This window comes from Halanaerobium saccharolyticum (assembly GCF_003053565.1).
Lineage (GTDB): Bacteria > Bacillota > Halanaerobiia > Halanaerobiales > Halanaerobiaceae > Halanaerobium > Halanaerobium saccharolyticum_B.
Window position 1 is genome coordinate 31,331 of the sequence record NZ_QAXS01000016.1, and the last position, 21,396, is coordinate 52,726.

The following is a 21,396-nucleotide window of genomic DNA, read 5'->3' on the forward strand; positions in this document are numbered from 1 at the left end:
ATTTAGTAATTATGTTGAAATTAAATGGTAGAAGGAAAATTAGAATTACTAAGGTATAACTAATTATTTTAATAATAAATTAAAAAGAGGATGTGGCAGTTTTGAAGCTTAAATTCCTGCACAATATAGAAAATAAAATATACTTTATCCCATCAATTTATGCTATTTCTGCTACTCTACTTTCAATAGTGGTAATCTTTATTGAATATAAATATACAAATACTTTGATAAATGTACTGCCATCATATTTTTTTACATCTTATGATCTTTCAAAAACAATTTTATCTACCATAGCTGGCTCACTTTTTGCGATGATTACAGTTTCTTTTTCAACAATTATGGTAGTGCTGACTATGTATTCTTCTCAGTTTTCACCGCGAACGATGCAGGACTTTCTCAAAAATAAAGTGACCTTAAAGGTATTGGGGATTTTTATTGCTGGCTTTATTTATTCAATTTTAACCCTGTTATTTATTGATGACAGCCTGCAGGGAAGTGGAGAGTCGATTATTTTTTCAGCAATGATTGGTGTTATTGTGGCGATTGTCTGTCTCGGTTATTTTGTTTATTTTATTCACCATGCTGCAAACTCTGTTCAGGTTAATCTTTTAATTGAGAGCTTAAAGGAAGAAGTTATTGAGATTGTTGATAAAATCGAGGCAAGAAATAACAGTAATGATCAGATTCGTAATGAAGCACCTGATAACTTAAAGGAGATGCTAGATGACCGAGAAGTTTGTGAGGTTCATCCAGAACAGAGTGGTTACATTCAGGTAATATATGATATTGAACTGACCAAACTGGCAGATGAGTATGACATTATAATCAGGGCCGAAAAAATGATTGGAGATTATGTAACTGAAAATACAATAGTTTTTAAATTATGGCAGCTCAATCAAGAACAGGAAAAATTTACTGAGGAAGAACTGGAAGAAATTAAAACTAAAATCAGAGGTAATCTGGTAATTAGTAATGAGCGAAGCAAAAAGAATGATATTGAATTTGGTCTTTTAAAATTAACTGAAGTTGCTTTAAGAGCAATTTCCCCCGGGATTAATGATCCCAATACAGCTATTTTTTGTATCAATCAACTGGGTTGGGTTTTATCAAGAATTGCAGTTGCCAACTTAGAAAACACTTATTATTACAATGAAAAAGATGAGCTCTGTTTTATTCTGGAGGATATTTCTTTCTGGGATCTGCTTTACAAAACTTTTTATCAGCTCAGTCACTACGGTAATCAGGATGTATCTGTTGCCGGTTCAATAATTGATGCCCTGGTGATTATTGCTGAAGGAAGTCCAAAAGAGATTAAAGAACAGGTCTGGAAATTCAGCCACTATATATTAGGTGGTTTTGATAAAAATGTACTGGAGCAGGAAGATAAAAAGTTTTTAAACCACAAAATTTATCGACTGGCAAAGGAAACTGGAAATAAAGAAGAGCGAGAAAAATATTTTCAGGTGGAAAATTTTAAGATAAATTAGTAAGCTTTTAACTTAAATAGTTAATGTTTGATGTTATTATCTATAAATACTAAAATAATACATTAGAGAGGTGGTTTGAAGTGAAATTAAAAGGAAAAAATATTGCAATGTTAATTGGTCCGGGCTATGAAGATTTAGAGTTCTGGGTTGTATATATGCGGATGAAGGAAGAAGGAGCCAATGTTGATGTGATAGGAATGGAAAAGAATAAGGAATACTCAAGCAAACACGGCTGCCTGACCAAAAAAGCTGATTTTACCGCAGCAGAGGTTTTGGATGAAGAATATGATGGGGTTTTAGTTCCTGGCGGCTGGACTCCTGATAAAATTAGAAGAGATAAGAATGTAGTGGAACTGGTTCGCAAAAATTATGAAGCAGGAAAAATCATTGGCTTAATCTGTCACGCTGGTCTGGTTGGGATTTCAGCTGGAATAGTTGACGGCAAAGCAACAGGTTCTGAAGGAATTAAAGATGATATTATCAATGCCGGGGGGAGCTGGGTTGATAAGCCAGCCTTTAGAGATGGGAATATTGTCTGGGGCAGAGTTGTTAAAGACATTCCTGCCTACTGCAGAGAGTTAGTTTCAGCTCTGGCTGAATAATTAAGTTAAATTATTTATTTCTAAATAAATTTTTAAAAAAGTTACTTCAAAATATATAAGAGGTGATCATATGGCAGAAAAAGAGTTTTACAGACAAAAAGCAAAAGATGTTTTAGAAGATCTGGAAACATCTAAAAAAGGACTCTCGCAGTCAGAAGCAAAAAAGCGTCTCGAAAAAGATGGAAAAAATGTTCTGCAGGCTAAGGCGGAAAAATCTTTAGTTAAAATTTTTCTGATGCAGTTTAAAGATGTACTGGTTATTCTGCTTTTAATAGCAGCGGTGATGTCATTTGCAATTGGTAGTTACCGTGATGGTACAATTATGGTTATTATTGCAGTAATCAACTCAGTAATTGGTTTTAGACAGGAATATAAAGCTGAAAAAATTATGGATTCTTTAAATAAATTGGTTAAGTCTCCTTCTAAGGTTATTAGAGATGATCAGATTGGAGAAATTCCACAGGAAGAATTAGTTGTTGGAGATATTGTCAGCCTGGAAGAAGGAGATAAAATTCCAGCAGATTTAAGGATAATTGAAGCCTTTAATTTACGGACAAACGATGTTTCTCTGACCGGTGAATCAATGCCGCAGGAGAAGGAGTCCAATCATATCGAAGAAGAAAGACCGCTGGCTGACCGGGATAATATGGCTTATCTGGGAACAACAGTTGCCTCTGGTTCCGCGAAGGGTGTTGTTGTCAGAACAGGTATGGAAACTGAAATGGGTAAAATTGCTTCGATGACTCAGGAAGAAGATAAGTCCAAATCTCCCCTGCAGTCTGAGCTGCAGTCAGTAGCCAATAAAATTGCTGTTTTTGCAGTAATAATTGCTCTGGCTTTATTCGGAGTCAGTATCTATCAGGGCTATGGTTTAGATTTTGCTTTAATTTATGCTCTGGGGATAGCCGTTGCTGTTGTGCCGCAGGCTCTGCCGATGCAGGTTACCGTTGCCCTTTCCCAGGGAGTTGACCGCCTGGCTGGCAAAAATGCAGTAGTTAAAAAATTGTCTTCTGCTGAAACCCTCGGTTCAACCAATGTTATCTGTACAGATAAAACAGGTACCCTGACTAAAAATGAAATGACAGTTAAAAAAGTCTATTTTGATGGCAAAGAATATGAGGTAACCGGACTTGGTTATGAACCCGAAGGGGAATTACTGGGTGAAGATGGAGAGCCACTAACTGAAGAGGAAATTGCAGAAATGGAAATTATCTTTGATGCTGCCACAATGGCTTCTAACGCAGAGATTCATGAGCCTGATGAAGAACACCCCGGCTGGTATTCAATTGGAGATCCAACTGAAGCTGCACTAATTACACTTTCAACTAAGCTGGGCACCCGCTCACCAAAAGAAGATGAAGAAAATCCTGAATTACATGAGTTCAGCTTTGATTCTGACCGTAAGCGGATGAGTTCGATTAGAGAATTTGAAGATGGGAATTATCTTAAAATGAAGGGTGCTTTAGGGAGTGTACTTTCTGTCTCTAAGCATATTCTAAAAGATGGTGAAGTTGTAGAAATCACTGAGGAAGATAAAGAAAGATTAAATAAATTAAATGAAAAATATTCTAAAAATGCAATGCGGGTTTTAGCAGTGGCCTACCGCAAACTGGAAGATGATGAAACTGACTATGTCTTAGAAGAGATTGAAAGAGATGTTATTTTTCTTGGAATGGTAGCCATGATCGACCCTCCTAAAGAAGGAGTTAAAGAGGCTATTCAGGAATCACATGCTGCTCATATTGATACTTATATTATGACAGGTGACCATGCAATCACAGCTCAGGCGGTTGGTAAAGAAATCAGCCTTTCTGTTGATGATGAGGATGTCCCTGTATTTACCAGTGAAGATTTAGAAGCAATGAGTGAAGAAGAGCTGCGGCAGACTATGGAAGAAAATGAATCACTTATATTTTCTCGGGTGTCACCCGAAAATAAATTGAGAATTGTTAAGAATTTAAAAGAACAGCAGAAGATTGTGGCTGTGACCGGTGATGGAGTAAATGATGCTCCAGCCTTAAAAAGTGCTCATATTGGGGTAGCTATGGGCCAGATGGGTACAGATGTTTCCAAAGAGGCCTCAGAACTAATTCTGCTTGATGACAGCTATCCAACTTTAGTTTATGCGATTAAAGAGGGTAGAACTATTTATAATAACTTAAAGAAAACTGTTATTGCCTCTCTGACTACTAACGGGGCTGAATTAACAATTGTATTACTTGGTCTTTTGGCTGCAGCTCTGCTCGGCACACCAATTCCAATTCTGGCTATTCAGATACTGTCTATTGATTTAATAGCTGAAATTTTACCGCTGACAGCACTGACTTTTGATCCTGCTTCTGAGCATTTAATGAAGTCCCCCCCGCGAAAACAGGATGAGCATATAGTAAACAAGCACAGTTTTAGTGAGATAATGTTTTTAGCTCTCCTGATGGGTGGACTGGCTTTTACCAATTTCTACTTATTTATTAATGGTCAATCCGAAGCAGTTAGAGAAGGAACTCAGCTTTATGCTCGGGGTACAACAATTTCATTTTTAACAATTGCTTTTTCACAGTGGGTTAATATTATGTCCCGCCGTTATGAATATAGGAGTATTTTCAACAAGAACTTTTTCAGTAACACAAAGATGATTTATTCTATCCTAATTTCAATTGTAATGGTCTTACTGGTAATTTATTCACCAATTAATTCTTTCCTTGGTTTTGCCGGAGTAACTCTAGCCGACTGGGGTCGAGTTGTACTCGCGGGAGCTATTTTCTTATTAGGTCATGAAGGAATTAAGTTCTTTAAAAGAAAAAATGAAACTGTATAATCTAAAAGATATTTAAGCTAAAATAATATATTTAGAAGCGACACGAGTTTGACTAAAAAATCTAAATTACTGGAGGGAAGCTAGATGTTCGATATTGATTTAAAAAGAGATGGAGAAGAAAATTTATATACTCAGATCTATGAGGCAATTAGAGCTGAGATATTAGCCGATAAATATACACCAGATACTAAAATGCCGTCAATTAGAAGGCTTGCTTCCCGACTCAGCGTTAATGCAGAAACAGTGGTTAAAGCGTATGACTTACTGGCTGCTGAGAATTTAATTTATAAAAAAGAAGGCAGTGGGAGCTATATAGCTCCTGCTGCAGCTTTAAAAAGTAATGGAGATGACCAGCGCCTGAGGATTTTAAGTTCTAAAAACTTTTCTGCTCCAACTAAAGTTATTGACTTCAGTGGTGCAGAAAGTGAAAAAGAATTTTTAGAGGAGTATTCCTGGGATTTAATCTTTGATCGTTTCTACTCCAATCTCCAGGGGAATGTTTTTGCAGAGTGTCATCCAGATAATGCCTATTTTAAGCTGCTGCAGGATCAATATTCAGATTTAAATAAAAAGAAATTATTTTACAGCTCGCAAATGGAATTAAAGGAGATTTTTAATTCTGTAATTACAAATGAAGCTGAGCTGCTTTTTACCAGCGGAAATAATATTTCAGGATTTAATACTCTTTTTGATTCAGAAGGAGAGATCTTTTCAAATTCTGATTTTCAAGTTGAATCTAATCAGATTAGTTCTGGTCAGGATTCTAAATCTAATTTTCATCTGAGCCCTGCTGATTATGATAGTCTAATGGATTATCTGGAGGAAAATACAATTGATTATTTGCTGGTCAGTGATGAGTCAACAGCAGCTGGAATTTTGGACTGGAGCCTTTCTAAATTAAAATCGCTGCTGGAGCTGGCCCAGATGTTAAAATTCAAGCTTATAATTTTAGAGCTTTTTGGACTATATTCTGAAAACCCGAAGCTCAAAGAATTATTAAACTCGAAATTTGGAGATCAGATTATTCTGATTCAGGCTCTAACAGAAAGAATTTTCCCTGGTTTAAAAACAGGACTTATTGTTTTAGACGAAAGTGATTTTTTAAATGAAAAGTCAGGCAAAAAGATTATAAATAATTATTCTTTAAATAAAATTTTAACAGAAAATAAATTTTCTGCCGGGGATAATCTGGTTTATAACTTAATTGATTACTATTTTAAAAATGATTATTTAAGTAAAAGAGTTAAGTTCTTAAAGCAGAGATTAAAAAATAAAAAACTGCTGCTGATAGAAAATGTAAAAGAACATTTTCAGGGAGTACAGGCTGTAGAAAATAATTCGCTATTTTATCTAAAATTAGTTTTGAATCAGCCTATAAATCAGCATGATTTTAAAGTCTTTGCTGAGAAGAATTCTATTCTCTTACCTGACTATTCAAATTTTGCCGCTGCAGCTGAAAGCAGTGAATTAATTATTTCTCCAGTTACCTTAACACAATTCTCAATAAAACAGGGAGTTATGAGCCTGGCTAAAGTTTACTGGCAGTTTATCAGTTAAAAAATTACTTTATATTTTTAAAAAATTTGATAAAATATAATTATAGAAAGTTGATTAAATTCTTTTTTAGTTTTGTCTTAGTAAAAGTTAATAAGTAGTGAGCAGTATATTTTAAATTTAATAGGGGGTTAAAAAGATGACAGAAGTTAAAATGGATATTTTAAAGGATCTAATTCAATGTCAGGAGAGTCCCTGTGTTTCAATTTATATGTCAACTAAGGCAGTTCATAAAGGAGAATTTAAAAAGCTAGAAATTGAGTTTAAAAATCTGCTGCAGGAAGTTGAGGAGAAGTTAGAAAAAAACTGGGATTTTAAGCAGCGGGATGTTGATAAATTTTTAGATGAAGCTTATACACTTGCAGCTGACAGCAATTTCTGGCAGGAGCAGAAAGAAGGCCTGGCAGTATTTATTTCACCTGATAGATTTGAACATTTTAAACTTGCTGTTGATACCTTTGATAAATCTCATGTAAGCTACAGCTTCAATCTAAAACAGTTAATTGCAGATTTAAAAGATAATCAGCAGTATTATTTACTTGCCTTAAGCCCTAATCACAGCCAGCTTTATCAGGCTGATCGCAATAATATTAAAGAAATTAGTGTTGAAGAGATGCCTGCAAGTATTAAGGACTATTTAAATTTAGATGAAGCGGCAGCTGAAAAATATCAGTCAGTTAATACAGCAGGTGGGTCATCAGTTTTTCACGGTCAGGGGGCAGCCTCTGATGATGATAACGAAGATTTAATTCATTATCTTAAAGAAATTGACCGAGTAATTAATCAGGAGTTAAAAGAATCAGACAGTTATTTAGTAGTAGCTACAGATGACAGTCTATTTAGTTTTTATAAAAATATCAATAATTATGATAATCTGCTTGCAGATAATCTGAGTGGGAATTCCAGACAGATGAATAAAAAAGAGCTTCGCGAAAAAAGCTGGCAGATTGTTGAGCCCCACCTTCATGACTATTTAAACAAGGATAAAGAAAGATATCTTGAGCTTCAGGCAACTGAAAAAACAGCTGATAATTTGGAAGATATAGTGGAAGCATCACATTACAGTAAAATTGATACCTTATTTTTAAATAAACGGGCAGAAAAAGATGGTATCTTTGTTGAAGAGGAAAATGAAATTAAAACAATGAATAACAATAAAGATTATGATCTTTATAATTTCGCTGCAGTTGAGACCCTGATTAACGGTGGAGAAGTTTACCCACTAGAAAGTGATGAAATGCCTGCAGATGGTGATGTGCTTGCTATTTTTAGATACTAATTTGTAATAGTTTTATTCTAATTATAAAATAAAAATTAAACTTTAAATAAGAAGCATCAGCTTCAGGTTTTCCTGGCAGCTGATGCTTTTTTAATTTTTTTTCTTATTTAGTAGTTAAATAGTTCTTAAAATTGATTAAAGTTCAAAATTATGATTAAATAGGCTTATAGAATAAATAATGGGGGGGATAAGTTTTGTTTAAAAAAACAGAGGAGAAGAGTAGTTTTAGATTTAATTTAAATTATAAGTTGATATTTATCATGCTGGCGATTAGTTTGATTCCAATTGCACTGCTGGGATATATAATTACTAATCAGAGCAGCCAGGCACTTAGAGAAGCAAATTTTAATCAGCTCAATTCAATCAGGATAAATAAAGCAAATCAAATTGAAAGCTTTTACAGTGATCGTAAGGGTGATGTTAATGTTTTAAGTAATACCCCGATTGTAATAGATGCTTTTAATAATTTTAATAATGCTTTTTCATCGGGTGGGACTGAAGGAGTAATGTACGATATTTACATAGAACAGTTTGGACCCTATTTTAATACATATGCTGAGGAAAATGAATATAAAGATTTATTTTTAATTAATCTAGAAGGAGATATTATTTTTTCTCAGGCTCAGAACAGTGATCTAGGACAGAATTTAATTGAAGGAGATTTAGCAGAGACAAATCTTGCCAGAGCATATAATGAGGCTCTGGAAGGTAGTGTTTCTCTGGTAGATTTCAAATATTATGGACCGGTGGAAGCTCCAATTCAATTTGTGGCTGCTCCAGTCTTTGAGAATGAAAAAATAATTGGAGTTACTGCTCTGCAGATTTCTGATCAGCCGATTAATAGGATAATGGGTGAACTTTCCGGTTTAGGAGAAAGTGGAGAAACATATCTTGTTGGAGCAGATAAGTTAATGCGCTCTGATTCTAGATTTACTGATTCAAATGATATTTTAGCAGAGGAAATTGACACTGAAGCTGTTAATCAGGCTCTAGCCGGTAGTGAAGATAGTCAAATAATTAATGACTACCGGGGGATATCAGTTTTAAGTTCTTATTCCAGCCTTGATATTACAGAGTTTGACTGGGCAATTATTGCCGAAATTGATGAAGCTGAAGCTTTTAGTGAGATTACTGCGATGAATAATAATGCCTTAATGATGACAGTAATTATAGCTCTGCTGGTAATAATTATAGCTTATTTTTTCTCTAAGAAAATAACAAATCCGATTTCAAAGGCGGTTGAGATGGCTGAAGAAATCTCTGCCGGTAACTTATCTGTTTCTAAGCTTAAAATTAAAAGTAACGATGAGATTGGTGATCTGGCAGACTCTTTAAATAAGATGCTGACAAATTTAAAAGTAATAATCAAAAATGTGTCGGATATAGCTTCTAATCTTGCAGCCTCAAGTCAGGAATTATCTGCTTCCGGTGAGGAAGTGGCAGCTTCTGCAGATCAGGTTGGAGATTCAATCCAGCAGGTAGCTTCTGGTGCCGAGGAACAGTCCGCCCAGGTTGAAGAAGCAGGAAGTATTATTAAGCAGCTTATAAATCAGATCTCTGAGATTAATGGCATTTCTACTGCTATGAATTCACAGGCTGATTCCGTAATGAACAATATAGAAACGGGAAGTAGTTCTGTTGAGAATTCAGTTGAGCAGATAGAAAATGTAAAGGATAATTCTGCTCAGGTTGCAGATGATATTAATTATTTAGGGGAGCTTTCTACAAAAATAGGTAATATAGTGAAGTTAATTAATGGAATTGCCGAGCAGACTAATTTGCTTGCTTTAAACGCAGCTATAGAAGCTGCCAGGGCAGGGGAAGCAGGTAGAGGTTTTTCAGTTGTAGCTGATGAAATTAGAGAATTAGCTGAAGAATCATCAACAGCAACTGATCAAATAAATTCCTTAATTAAAGAAATTCAAAGTGGTGTAGATAACGCAGTTTCTAAAATGGATAATACAGAAAAAGTTGTAGATAACAGTGTTGAAGCGATTGATCAAACTGGAAGTTCTTTTACAAAAATTAATCAGGCAGCAGCAGAATTACAAAACCAGATTGAAAAGATTACTCAAAAGGCAGAACAGGTTAATCAAAATAGTAAATTTGTTGATTCTACGATTACTGAAATTGCAGCTGTCAGTGAAGAGGCGGCCAGTAATTCAGAAGAAGTAGCCGCCGCCAGCGAAGAGCAGTCTGCGTCTACAGCAGAAATTGTTAACGCAGCTGATCAGCTTTCTAATATGGCAGATGAGCTTACAAAAGCTATAGCTCAGTTCAATCTATAATCGCTTACTAAGTTCACTCCCGGCCATAAATGCTGTGGCAAAGGTAGCCTGAAGGTTATAGCCGCCGGTATCACCATCAATATCTAAGACCTCTCCGGCTGCAAAAAGGTTATTGGTGATTCTGGATTCCATAGTCTGGGGATTGATCTCACTGAGGTCGATCCCTCCTTTAGTAACCATAGACCGATTAAAATCAGCTAGAGACTTAATTTCAAATTCTAAACTAGAAAATAGGTCGATAATTTCTCTTCTTTCTTCTTTTCTTAAGTGAGCAGCATTCTGACTGCCATCTATATCAGCAATATCAAGTATTTTTTCAATCAGCCTCTGGGCCAGCGGATATTTAATGAGAAGATTAAGCAGATTTAATCTGCCTTCTCTTTCAATTTTTTTGATTAAATTATTTTCTAATTCTTCTTTAGAATAATTTAAGAGTTTTATTTTTATAATATCTCCTTTTTCCATATAGCGCGAATAATTAATTATACCGGGACCTGAAAGACCTTGGTGGGTTAAAAGTAGATCATCTTTCCAGCTTTTTAATAGCTCATTATTTCTCCAGAGAGAAATTTCTTTAACTCTGAGAGAAATTCCACTCAACATTTTAAATTTATAATTTTTAATAACCACAGGTGCTAGGGCAGGACGGGGTTCGATAATCTTATGGCCCAGACTGCGTGCAATCTGAAAACCATCTCCCGTTGAGCCAGTTTTTGGGAAAGATTTACCTCCCACTGTAAGTAAAAAATAATTACTTATATAAGTTTCAGCGGCTGTTTGAACTTCAAAATATTCATTTTGCTGCTTAACTCTTCTTACTTCTGAATTATATATTATATCTATATTTCTATTTTTAATTTCTTTTAATAAAACATTTAAAATATCGGAGGCCTGATTTGATTCTGGGAAAATTTTACCGCCTCTGACTTCTCGAAATTTAATTCCTCTATCTTCAAAAAACTGCATCAGCTTTTGATTATCAAAAGTATAAAGTGCCCCCATTAGAAAATTATAATTTTCTCCATAGTGGTCGAAGAATTGTGAAATATCTCCTCCATGTGTCAAATTACACTGACCGGAGCCGCTGATCAGAAGCTTTTTGCCGGCGCTAGAATTTTTTTCTAAAATTAATATTTTTTTATACTTATTATTTGCTGCAGCCTGAACTGCAGCAAAAAGTCCTGCCGGTCCAGCACCTGCAATAATTAAGTCAGCTTTCATTTTCCTGCCCCCATATTCTTAAATGTATTATCAAAATTTACTTTTCAAACTAAAAAAATCTCCCAAACAGGAGACTTTAAAAATTGCTATAATCGTTGATATATAAATGGTGCCGAAGGCGGGGGTCGAACCCGCACGGCCGCAAGGGCCACTGGATTTTGAATCCAGCGCGTCTGCCAATTCCACCACTTCGGCATCAACACCAATTATTTTAACATAGAAAATTATTAAAAGCAAGAGTTAGCATTTTAAAATTAAATTATAAACTTTAAGTTAAATACTTGAATTATTTATCTGCCTTTAGTACAATATAATTACAAATAGAAGAAAATATTTCAATTGAGGGCAAAACTGCTGTAAAGCAGTGACGCAAAGCTATGGGTCTTACTGAGACTGCCAGGCTGCAGACTTTAGTGCCCGGCCATTTGTGGTCGGTTTTTTTATTACCAAAAATATACCACCAGTCGGTATTAGGATAGGAGGGTCAGCAATGGAAGTTATCGAAAAATTAAAAAATAAAATAGAAGAATATGACCCATCTCAGGCCAGCTTTATTTTGATTTTAAAGTATCTAATTGTTGGATTTATCTGGATTGCTTTATTTGAATATTTTATTGACATCTTTATACCTGCTGATCAAATACACAGTTTTTTTCATTTTGCAAATAAGGTTATTTTTATTATTTTTTCTGCAGTACTAATTTATTTTTTAATACGCAGGACCTTAAATGCTAATTATAAGATAAGTAAAAGTATTATAGATAAGGCTGAGGAAATAAAAAATGAAGAAGATAAAATTAAAAAATTTAATTTAATTGAAGATATGATAGATGTTGGAATTTGGGAATATGATCTTCAGAGTGGTGAATTATATCTTTCTTTCTGGGCTCAAAACAAATTAAATATCCATCAAAAATATACCAGTCAGGGACCAATAGAATCAATAAAAGAATATATTCACCCGGATGACCGGCAGGAAGCTCAAAACAAATGGGAACTTTTTTTAGAGAATAAAAATAAAAAGTACAGTAATATATTTCGAGTTGAAAACAATTCAGAATATATATATATCAAACACAGCGGTCGTTTTTTAAAGGATAGTGATGATTCAGCAGTTAAAGTAATTGGAACTACAACCGAAATTACCAGAGAAAAGAAGCTTGAAGATAAATTATATCAGCTTGCTTATTATGATGATTTTACCAGTCTGCCTAATGAAAAATATTTTTTAGATAAACTGGAACAGCAGATTAGAGCTGTTGAAAATAGTCAAAATAAGGATGGCTTTTCAGTTTTTTATATTGAGATTATGGACATGGATAATATATCTAATCTAGATGGCTCACTTCACGGCAAAGAGACAGCACAAAAAATCGCTGATACCTTAAATAGGGATCCAGAACTAGAATTAATAAGCCACTATTATGGAGATAAATTCCTGCTTTTATATAACAGAATTTCAGAACAGAAAAATATCAAAGCTAAGGCAGAAGAAATTTATCAGTCAGTGAGAATGCTCTGGAAAGAAAATAAAATCGATTATTTTTTAGATTTTAAAATTGGGATTACTGTTTATCCCTCAAATGGAAAAGATGCTAAAACTTTAATTAGTAGAGCTCACCATGCCCTTCATACAATTGAAGCTAGTAATCAGTTTTATCAAATTTATGATAAGAAAATTTATTATGCAAAATTGAATAATATACAGTTGAAAAATGATTTAAGAAAGGCTGTCGAATCAGAGGGCTTAAGTCTTGTATATCAACCTAAAATTGATCTAAAAAATGATGATATTGTTGCTCTTGAGGCTTTACTTCGCTGGCAGCATCCTGAATTTGGTCAGATTTCACCTGGATATTTTATTCCGATTGCTGAACAGAGTAATTTAATTACTCAAATAACGCGCTGGGTGATTAAAAGGGTCATTAAAGAATTCTCTGAGAACAGGATTTTACGGGAATCAGAAAAGATTATTTCGATTAATCTATCTGCCTATGACTTAAAAGATGACAGTCTAATAACCTTTTTAGAGGGATTAATCGCTGACGGAAAATTATGTCCTCATCAGATTGATTTTGAGATTACAGAATCTGTGTTTTTGGATGCTGAAAAAAGAGACTTAGAAAATCTTAATAAATTAAAAGAGGCAGGTTTTTATATCTCACTCGATGATTTTGGCAAAGGATATTCTTCACTTTCTTATCTGGCTAAACTTCCAATTGATATGCTTAAACTTGATATGTCTTTTATTCGTAATCTAGATCAGAAAAGAAATAGAATTTTGATAGAAAAAATTATTGAATTATCTCATGAGCTTGATTTTCAGGTTGTAGCAGAAGGTGTAGAAGAAAAAATTGAACTGGAGATATTAAAAGATCTCAATTGTGATTATGTCCAGGGTTATTATTATTACCGTCCGAAGCCGCTTGCTGAACTTGAGTCTATCATCTGCTATGATTGCAATATACAGCATTTATGATATAATTTTACTATAATAAGTAAAAAAGGTAGGGGTTAAAATGTTAAAGTCAATCAAAGCTAAAATGCTCTTTGCAATCTCAATATTAATTTTATTAATTGTTGGTGGTACAGCCTTAACATTATATAATCAGTCAACAGATATTATGGAAGCTACTATTATGTCAGGTGCTGAAGAAAGCGCTCGTCAAAATTCTAATACAATTAATGAGTGGCTAACTGGAATGGAAATTTTCTTAAAAGATTTAGCAAATTCAAATGATGTTAAAACTATGATGTGGAGCAGTCAGGAAAGATTCCTCAAAGAGGCCGATCATCCTGAATTAGAAAATATTATAGTTGCCCGAGATGATGGTAGAGCAAATGTGGTTGGTGGAGAAAATATCGATGTTTCTGATCGAGAATATTTTAATAGAGCAATGGAAACAGGAAAGATAACATATTCGAATGCCAGGCCCAGTGAGTTAACAGAGGGAAATGTTATCTCAATTGCTGTCCCGATAATTGATCTGGGAGAACAGGTTGGAGTCTTAATTGGTACTGTCTCTACAGAATATCTGCAGCAGTTAATTACTGAAATGAATATTAACGGAGCTGGTTATGGTTGGATAATCAATCAAAATAAGAATACTATAGCTTATCCGGAAAAAGATTACATAGCAAATAGTGAGCTTGCAGATAGTAATCAGGATTTAAAAAATATTAGTCAAAATATGGTGGCTGGAGAGAGTGATGCAGTAAACTATAACTTTAATAATCAGGAAAAAATTATGGCCTATCATCCTGTAGAAATTAATGGCTGGTCCGTAGCAATGACAGCAGATCGAGCTGAAGTGATGAGTGGACTAAATAATTTAAGAAATACTAGTCTGGTAATTGCAGTTATTGCTCTAATTTTTGGAATGATTGTTACAATAATTATTGCCTCCTATATAGCAAATCCTCTTAATTATGTCACAGCTGCTGCAGAGAAAATTGCAGCAGGAGATTTTACCTTAAATATTGATGATAAATATTTAAAACGTAAGGACGAAATTGGAAGCTTAACAAATTCATTCTCAGAGATGATTACTAATCTGAAAGAAATGATCTTAGATGTTAAGAATGTTTCAGATCGAGTTGCAGCCTCCAGCGAAGAATTATCAGCCAGTGGAAACCAGGTTGGTGAAAGTGCTGATGAGGTTAGCAGAGCTATTCAGGAAGTAGCCTCTAATACAGAGGAACAGTCAGCTCAGGTTGAAGAAACTACAGCTACAATGGATGAGTTAATTAAACAGATTACAATGATCAATACTTCCTCTGAGGCCATGGATAGACAGGCTGCAGATGTAATAAAAAATATTGAAAAAGGTAATCAGTCTATTGACAAATCTGCTTCCGAAATTAATAAAGTTAAAGACAATTCGCAGAGTGTGGAAGAGTCGGTCCACTCTCTGGCAGATTCTTCACAGAGAATTGGAGAAATAGTGAGCATGATTAAAGATATATCTTCTCAGACTAATCTGCTGGCTTTGAATGCAGCAATTGAAGCAGCCAGAGCAGGAGAAGCGGGCCGCGGATTTTCGGTAGTTGCTGATGAAATTAGAGAACTTGCAGAAGAATCAAACAAGGCTACAGATGAAATCACTGAATTAATTGAAGGTATTCAAAAAGATGTAAATGCTTCTGTAAAAAATATGGAAGAGACTGGAGAGGTAGTTGAGTCAAGTGTTAGCTCCATTGAGGAGAGTGGAAAAGCATTTGAAGAAATTGAAAATACTGCTGGAGTTTTAAGTAGAATTATTGGAAATATAAATAGTAAGGCTGAAGAAATGGCTGCCAACAGTGATGATGTAGAAATAGCGATCAGAGAAATTGCCTCTGCAAGCGAAACTGCAGCTGCTAATGCTGAGGAAGTTGCAGCTTCCAGCCAGGAGCAGAATGCAGCTACAGATGAGATTATTACTGCTTCACAGGAACTGGCTGAAATGGCAGAAGAATTATCAGAGTCGATTTCTAAGTTCAAACTTTAAAAACTTGCTGCTTAATTCTTATTAAAAGTTAATACTAAAAAAAGGAGCCTTTTGGGCTCCTTTTGCATAACTGGGTAATTTAACTTTCAAGTTATAACTAATGTTCAATTCTTGACATTATTGGAAAACGAATTAGATAGGCAACAACTAAATAAATTGCTGTTGTAGTTAAGCCGCTTAGATAATGAAAATCAAACTGATGTCCCAGATAAATATTTGTCGTCACAGCCAGTAAAATAAGCGACAGTGCAGGAATCAAGATTGAAATATTTTCTAAAATACCTGGTTGATAATTACTTTTTACTTTTGTTTTAAAATTGAAATTAGATTCTTTCAAGTCTTTGAAAATTATTACCCATAATATCTTTAAAGAATAAGCAACTGTTAAAATACTGCCAAGATGCAGCAAAAATTCAAACATTGGAATGGCACTAAGCGAATATTTAATTAGATGTTTGCTGCTGTAACCAATAAAAAAAGGAAAAGCCATTAAGGATAGAAAAGAAAGTATAGTACTTAATGCATTAATTTTTTGCCGCAGTTCACAGCGTTTAAAATCAAAGATGGAATTTGATTTGAATTCTTTAATCCAGCTGCCGGCACCATTAAACAGTGTTGACTTTGCCAATGCATGAGCTATAATGTGGAGTATTGCACCATAGTATCCGTAAATATTTCCACTGCCAATGGCCAGAGTTATAAATCCAAACTGACTGATCGAACTATAAGCTAAAATAAGTTTGTAATTTTTTTCTTCCAGAGCTTTAATTCCACCATAAAAAATCATAATCAGGCCGAGATATAAAAGCAATCTATTTCCATTAACAATAATTTTTAAGAGTGAAATATAACCAAGTTTGGCAACTAAGCCAGAGGAAAGTGCACAAAATGCTGTTGACGCCTGTTTATAAATGTAAGGAACCCAGAAGTGGAAGCCAATAACAGCACTTTTTACTCCCAGACCAACAATAAACATCAGCTGCAGCCAGAATTCTTTAACCTCCCCTACATTTTGATAACCATTTGTATAAGCGGTTAAAACAGTGAGAATTAAAAAACTCCCACCTATAAACTGAATCACAAAATACTCCCAGGCAATATTCTTGTTGTCCCAGGCCAGCATCAGAGAAGTAGTTAATGTTGCAAGTTCCCAGCCAATCATAAAAATAAACCAGTTATTTGTAGTGACTACAAGACTAAAGCTGATTACAAAAAATACTGTAACTAAAAAAAATAAGGACCGGTATTCTTTGATTTTTCTCCAGTTTGAGATTAGAGTGAAAAAAGTTACTAAAAAGCCAGTGCTTAAAAATAAGATATTAATATTATTAAAGATAAAATTACTGGAAATAAATACCTGCATATAACTGCCTCCTCTGTCAAAATTATATCATAAGCGTTAAATAACTGAAAGAAAAAAATAAGCAATTGAGTCAGAAAAATTTGACAAATGCAAAAACTGATGATATATTTAAATCACTGAGTATTCTAAACTAGTTACACTTACTCAGGTTAAATTTTAGGAGGAAGATATTAATATGGTTTACACAGGAAAAGTTAAGTGGTTTGATGAGAAAAAAGGTTATGGCTTTATTGAAAGAGAAGATGGCGACGATGTATTTGTACATTTCTCTGCACTGCAGCAGGAAGGTTTTAAAACCTTAGAAGAAGGTCAGGAAGTTGAATTCGAAATTGTTGAAGGAGACCGTGGTCCTCAGGCAGAGAATGTTGATGTTATATAATTAAAGATTACGGAAATTACCCTGACTATTAATTTAGTCGGGGTTTTTTTATTTTATAGATAATTTATTATATTAGTTGATTTTTATTTTTAATAAAGATAAAATTGTATAAAGATAATTAAATAAAATGATGACTTAAAAACAAATATTGGAGGTAAATTATGAAATTCAAAATAATAGTTGACAGCTGTTGTGATTTGACAGATGAAATCAGAGAACGATTTGATATATCAACTGCTCCTCTATCGATAGATATTGGAGATAAACATTTTGTTGATGATGAAAAACTGGATAGAGAAGAGCTGCTGACTGCAATGCGCAGCAGCGATCAGGCACCTAAAACTGCCAGCCCCGGTCCGGGACCTTTTTTAGATTTATACAAAAAATATGAAAATATCTTTGTGGTGACTCTATCTAAAGAATTAAGTGCAACCTACCAGAATGCAGTTCTGGCAAAAGAGATGTTAATGGAAGAAGCTGAAGATAAATTTGTAAAAGTTTTTAATTCTTTCAGTGCTACTGTTGGAGAAACAATGATTGCTTATAAACTGGGTGAGTTGATTGAGGCCGGTTTAAATAGAGAAGAAATTGTATAAAAAGTTGAAAAATATGTAGAGGAAATGCAGACTTTATTTGTGCTTGATTCGCTTGATAATTTAATCAAAGCAGGAAGAATGGGAAAATTAAAAGGTAAGATAGCTTCCTTTTTTAATATTAAACCTGTTTTGGGTGCAACTGAAGAAGGTACTATAACTCTAGTTGATAAAGCTAGAGGCAGCAAAAGAGCTATCAGAAAACTTGTAGATAAAATTGGAGAAAAAGGTGAGAATTTAGAAGAAAAAGTTCTTGGTATTGCCCACTGTAATGCTTTAGAGAAAGCAGAATATATAAAAGAAAAAGCAGCAGAAAAATATAACTTTAGAGAAATTATTATAGTGGAAACAGCCGGAATCAGTACTGTTTATGCTAACGAAGGTGGAATAGTTCTGGCGTTTTAAAAAAGAAAGCCGGTGTAGCTCAAAGGCAGAGCAGTGGTATCGTAAACCGAAGGCTGCAGGTTCAAGTCCTGTCACCGGCTCCATAATTTCATTTTTAGTGACTGTATAATTGATAATAATTTTTACTCAATTTATTCTTTCCAGGCTTCAACAAATTTTGTTAATCCCTGCAGGAAAAATCCGCCTGCAACCCAGTAGTATACAAGTTCCGGGTTAGATATAATTAACATTCCAACAACAATATAAATTAACCCCGAAAAAATCAAGGTAATCTTACTGGTATTATCAGCTTCTTGGGCCAATTTATCCACCCCCGAAATTATAGTATTTGAATTATAATGTCTTAAAATTTTATTTTTAGGATTGAATTCTCCTAAATGAGTTCGTAGATCTTTCCAGAAATCTGGGAAAAAGATGATGTTTAAAAATATTCCTCCAAGCAGCAGACTGAGCAGATAAGTAGTACTGTGCCAGTAGTCTCCCCAGCTTAAAAGTAGTCCGATTTCGTCCATAAATAATCCGAGACCAATTCCATAGATTAAGGCATTATCTCTGCGGTCAATAAATTTTGTTCTGGTAATTGAAAACCAGCCTGCAAGAGCGATTAATGCAATACCAATATATAGATGATGAATGTGATAACCAAAAAGTATAATGTTTGAACCGATATAAAATTGTATATCACCAGCTTTAGCAGCGGTAGATGCTGCACTACCCGCTGAGCCAGCTATTAATACAGCCAGTCTAATAAACAGAAAGGACAGAAGGTATGCACTGCTAATAATAAATGGAATTGATTTATCTTTCTCTTTATTTGTTTCATTTTCTTTTTGTTGATTAGTAATTGGCATCACCTCCATTTATTTAACTTGTTTTAAGTATAAGAAAAAGAATATTTTATTTCAAGTTTATTTGAACATTGTTATATTAAGTTTTTGTGAACGAAAAGGTCTTTAACTGAAAAATTTGCTGTTGATTTAAAAAAGACTTTAGTTTAAACACATAATATAGAGGAAAATAATTATTAACCAAGAATATAAAATAATAGAGATATTGAAAAAGATAAAATATTTTTTTGATTTCGTTATGTGAGGTTAAGTATAACGTTTATTATTTTTAGTGAGGTGGAGCTAGGTGTTAAAGAAAAGGTTACCAAGAGTAATTTTTATTATTGTTATCTTAATAATTGGCTTTACCATAGAACTAACTGCTGCTTCAACATATAGAATAATGGCTGCTTCAAGTCTACAGGAGCCACTAAATGAGATAAAGGAAAAATATGAACAAGAATATAGGGATTATGAGCTTGACATTAATTATGCCGGGAGTCAGGTTCTCTTCAGTCAGATAAAAATGGGAGTAGATTTTGATTTGTTTTTATCTGCCAATCATGACTATCTAAAACAGTTAAAAAAGGAAGATAGAATTAAAGCAGAAACTATCTTTACAAAAAATGAGTTGTTGATAATAATAAATTCGCAAAAAAATAGAGTTGATAATCTGGAAGATTTAATGAGTAGAGGTTATTCGTTATTAATAGGTGTAGAATCTGTTCCGGTAGGCTCATATACAATTAAAATGGTTGATAACTATGTTAATTCAATTTCTAAAAAAGCAAAAAAAGATAAATTTAAGTCAGATTTCAATTCCCTAGTCGTTTCCAGAGAATTTGATGTAAAAAGTGTACTGAACAAGGTTAAACTTGGAGCAGCGGATGCAGGAATTGTTTATTTAAGTGATTACAATCAGGATCAGGATTTATATCAAGTTAAGATTCCAAAAAAATTTAATGTGGAAGCAAATTATTATATGGGTTTAAATAAAAATTCTTCAGCTGGTTCAGAGAAAATTTACAATTATATTCTCAGTAGTTCAGCACAACAAATATTTTTAAAATATAATTTTAAGCGAGTGAAAAAATATGAATGATAATTCAGTTTTGAAGCAAAAAAGTAAAAGTGAAAAATATCAACAATCTGCTCTGCTACCAGCAGCCTTTTTTTCAAAGTCTGCAGATTCGTCATTTCCAGTTCAGTTATCAATTTATATACTTTCAGCTTTAAACATTTCCTTTATATTTCTTATAATACTTTCATTATTTATAGAAAGCTCAGCTGTGGATATCCTAAATATATTTAAGAATATGAATGTTTTATCTGCTTTTAAAATCACTTTTTTTTCACTTAGTATTTCTGCTCTACTGACGATTATTTTAGGTGTTCCTTTTAGCTATTTGAGCAGCCGCAAAAATGGATATGTTAATAAAATGATAAATATTTTGATTAGTCTTCCGCTTCTTCTTCCTCCCAGCATTACAGGGCTGGCCTTGCTTTTAACCTTTGGGAATCGAGGGGTTTTGTCATATTTAACTGGAAATCTGGCTTTCACTTTTGGTTCCTTAGTTATTGTTCAAAGCTTTGTGATGCTGCCTTTATTTATTCATACTTTAAAAAATTCCTTTGTTGAAATCAATAAGAATCTTATAGAAGCGGCTATGGTGGAGGGGGCAGCAGAAAATGATCTATTATTTAAAGTATATTTACCTCTAAGCCGGCGGGGGTTTACTACTGCCTTAATTATTTCAATCTTAAGAGCAGCCGGAGAATTTGGGGCAACAATTATTTTTGCAGGTAATATGAGTGGAAAAACTCAAACTTTAACTACTGCAATTTATAGTTTAAGCCAGACCAACCTTTCACAGGCAATCGCACTGGCAGTGATTATGCTGAGTGCTTTTTTGCTGCCTTTATTTTTACTGGAATTTAAGATTAAAAAGTGATTTAACCCGATCTGTTAATTTGATTATTTGGAATTTCTTGACTTTTGACCGCTGATTATATAAAATAATAACAGTATTCAAAATTTTTATGATATTATTTTTTTAATTTTGTGCAATCGTTTGCGCATTGAAACAAGGAGG

General features: G+C 33.8%; 14 protein-coding genes, 2 tRNA genes, 1 pseudogene and 1 riboswitch. Of the genes and pseudogenes, 13 read left to right on the top strand and 4 right to left on the bottom strand.

The window, feature by feature from the left end:
* Positions 1-92 precede the first annotated feature (92 nt).
* The 6 genes from C8C76_RS07750 (at position 93) to C8C76_RS07775 (ending at position 10,025) form a co-directional block, all read left to right on the top strand.
* The gene (locus C8C76_RS07750; protein ID WP_243733882.1) at positions 93-1,487 is read left to right on the top strand and encodes a DUF2254 domain-containing protein; all 1,395 of its coding nucleotides are present in this window, start codon (positions 93-95) and stop codon (positions 1,485-1,487) included.
* Between the two features lie 80 nt (positions 1,488-1,567).
* Positions 1,568-2,089: a type 1 glutamine amidotransferase domain-containing protein gene (locus tag C8C76_RS07755; RefSeq protein WP_108140405.1), complete on the top strand. Its 522-nt coding sequence runs from the start codon at positions 1,568-1,570 to the stop codon at positions 2,087-2,089.
* A gap of 70 nt (positions 2,090-2,159) precedes the next feature.
* Complete coding sequence (locus C8C76_RS07760; RefSeq protein ID WP_108140407.1) at positions 2,160-4,904, top strand: cation-translocating P-type ATPase; 2,745 nt, start codon at positions 2,160-2,162, stop codon at positions 4,902-4,904.
* An 84-nt stretch (positions 4,905-4,988) separates the two neighbouring features.
* On the top strand, positions 4,989-6,461 hold the full coding sequence (locus tag C8C76_RS07765; protein ID WP_108140409.1) for a GntR family transcriptional regulator: 1,473 nt from the start codon (positions 4,989-4,991) through the stop codon (positions 6,459-6,461).
* Between the two features lie 136 nt (positions 6,462-6,597).
* On the top strand, positions 6,598-7,737 hold the full coding sequence (locus C8C76_RS07770; RefSeq protein WP_108140411.1) for a baeRF7 domain-containing protein: 1,140 nt from the start codon (positions 6,598-6,600) through the stop codon (positions 7,735-7,737).
* Between the two features lie 194 nt (positions 7,738-7,931).
* On the top strand, positions 7,932-10,025 hold the full coding sequence (locus C8C76_RS07775) for a methyl-accepting chemotaxis protein (protein ID WP_258222446.1): 2,094 nt from the start codon (positions 7,932-7,934) through the stop codon (positions 10,023-10,025).
* Here the strand turns inward: C8C76_RS07775 and C8C76_RS07780 are convergent.
* On the bottom strand, positions 10,020-11,246 hold the full coding sequence (locus tag C8C76_RS07780; RefSeq protein ID WP_108140413.1) for an NAD(P)/FAD-dependent oxidoreductase: 1,227 nt from the start codon (positions 11,244-11,246) through the stop codon (positions 10,020-10,022). The two genes, C8C76_RS07775 and C8C76_RS07780, sit on opposite strands and share 6 nt — an antisense overlap.
* A 107-nt stretch (positions 11,247-11,353) precedes the next feature.
* Positions 11,354-11,441: transfer RNA gene (locus C8C76_RS07785), tRNA-Leu, on the bottom strand.
* A 139-nt stretch (positions 11,442-11,580) separates the two neighbouring features.
* Positions 11,581-11,655: riboswitch (cyclic di-GMP riboswitch) on the top strand.
* Positions 11,656-11,736: 81 nt separating this feature from the next.
* On the opposite strand from C8C76_RS07785, the gene C8C76_RS07790 reads away from it, so the two are divergent.
* Together C8C76_RS07790 and C8C76_RS07795 are read left to right on the top strand one after the other, a co-directional pair.
* Positions 11,737-13,725 carry a bifunctional diguanylate cyclase/phosphodiesterase gene (locus C8C76_RS07790; protein WP_108140415.1) on the top strand — a complete coding sequence of 663 codons (1,989 nt, stop codon included), beginning with the start codon at positions 11,737-11,739 and terminating at the stop codon, positions 13,723-13,725.
* A gap of 40 nt (positions 13,726-13,765) precedes the next feature.
* Positions 13,766-15,736 (top strand): methyl-accepting chemotaxis protein, encoded by a 1,971-nt coding sequence (locus C8C76_RS07795; RefSeq protein ID WP_108140417.1) that lies wholly within the window; start codon positions 13,766-13,768, stop codon positions 15,734-15,736.
* A 97-nt stretch (positions 15,737-15,833) separates the two neighbouring features.
* On the opposite strand, the gene C8C76_RS07800 is transcribed toward C8C76_RS07795, so the two are convergent.
* A complete protein-coding gene (locus tag C8C76_RS07800; RefSeq protein WP_108140419.1) occupies positions 15,834-17,099 on the bottom strand; it encodes a complex I subunit 5 family protein in 1,266 nt (421 codons plus the stop codon).
* 175 nt (positions 17,100-17,274) lie between these two features.
* On the opposite strand from C8C76_RS07800, the gene C8C76_RS07805 reads away from it, so the two are divergent.
* From C8C76_RS07805 to C8C76_RS07815, 3 genes and pseudogenes are all read left to right on the top strand, one after another.
* Positions 17,275-17,478, top strand: a complete 204-nt coding sequence (locus C8C76_RS07805) for a cold-shock protein (protein ID WP_005487305.1) — start codon at positions 17,275-17,277, stop codon at positions 17,476-17,478.
* A gap of 161 nt (positions 17,479-17,639) precedes the next feature.
* A pseudogene (locus C8C76_RS07810) lies at positions 17,640-18,476 on the top strand (DegV family protein).
* 8 nt (positions 18,477-18,484) lie between these two features.
* A tRNA-Thr gene (locus tag C8C76_RS07815) sits at positions 18,485-18,559 on the top strand.
* A 48-nt stretch (positions 18,560-18,607) separates the two neighbouring features.
* Here C8C76_RS07815 and C8C76_RS07820 read toward each other — a convergent pair.
* On the bottom strand, positions 18,608-19,327 hold the full coding sequence (locus C8C76_RS07820) for a hypothetical protein (RefSeq protein WP_258222447.1): 720 nt from the start codon (positions 19,325-19,327) through the stop codon (positions 18,608-18,610).
* Between the two features lie 283 nt (positions 19,328-19,610).
* Here C8C76_RS07820 and modA point away from each other — a divergent pair, with 283 nt between their 5' ends.
* Both modA and C8C76_RS07830 read left to right on the top strand, forming a co-directional pair.
* Positions 19,611-20,405, top strand: coding sequence for a molybdate ABC transporter substrate-binding protein (gene modA, locus C8C76_RS07825; protein WP_108140421.1), 795 nt, complete (start codon positions 19,611-19,613; stop codon positions 20,403-20,405).
* Positions 20,406-20,592: 187 nt separating this feature from the next.
* On the top strand, positions 20,593-21,255 hold the full coding sequence (locus tag C8C76_RS07830) for a molybdate ABC transporter permease subunit (protein ID WP_181248168.1): 663 nt from the start codon (positions 20,593-20,595) through the stop codon (positions 21,253-21,255).
* Positions 21,256-21,396 lie beyond the last annotated feature (141 nt).

What these genes read in the sequence shown, in the direction of transcription:
- C8C76_RS07760 (WP_108140407.1), top strand. Translation starts at nt 2,160, where the DNA reads ATGGCAGAAAAAGAGTTTTACAGACAAAAAGCAAAAGATGTTTTAGAA.
- C8C76_RS07765 (WP_108140409.1), top strand. Translation starts at nt 4,989, where the DNA reads ATGTTCGATATTGATTTAAAAAGAGATGGAGAAGAAAATTTATATACT.
- C8C76_RS07770 (WP_108140411.1), top strand. Translation starts at nt 6,598, where the DNA reads ATGACAGAAGTTAAAATGGATATTTTAAAGGATCTAATTCAATGTCAG.
- C8C76_RS07780 (WP_108140413.1), bottom strand. Translation starts at nt 11,246, where the DNA reads ATGAAAGCTGACTTAATTATTGCAGGTGCTGGACCGGCAGGACTTTTT.
- C8C76_RS07790 (WP_108140415.1), top strand. Translation starts at nt 11,737, where the DNA reads ATGGAAGTTATCGAAAAATTAAAAAATAAAATAGAAGAATATGACCCA.
- C8C76_RS07795 (WP_108140417.1), top strand. Translation starts at nt 13,766, where the DNA reads ATGTTAAAGTCAATCAAAGCTAAAATGCTCTTTGCAATCTCAATATTA.
- C8C76_RS07800 (WP_108140419.1), bottom strand. Translation starts at nt 17,099, where the DNA reads ATGCAGGTATTTATTTCCAGTAATTTTATCTTTAATAATATTAATATC.
- C8C76_RS07805 (WP_005487305.1), top strand. Translation starts at nt 17,275, where the DNA reads ATGGTTTACACAGGAAAAGTTAAGTGGTTTGATGAGAAAAAAGGTTAT.
- C8C76_RS07820 (WP_258222447.1), bottom strand. Translation starts at nt 19,327, where the DNA reads ATGCCAATTACTAATCAACAAAAAGAAAATGAAACAAATAAAGAGAAA.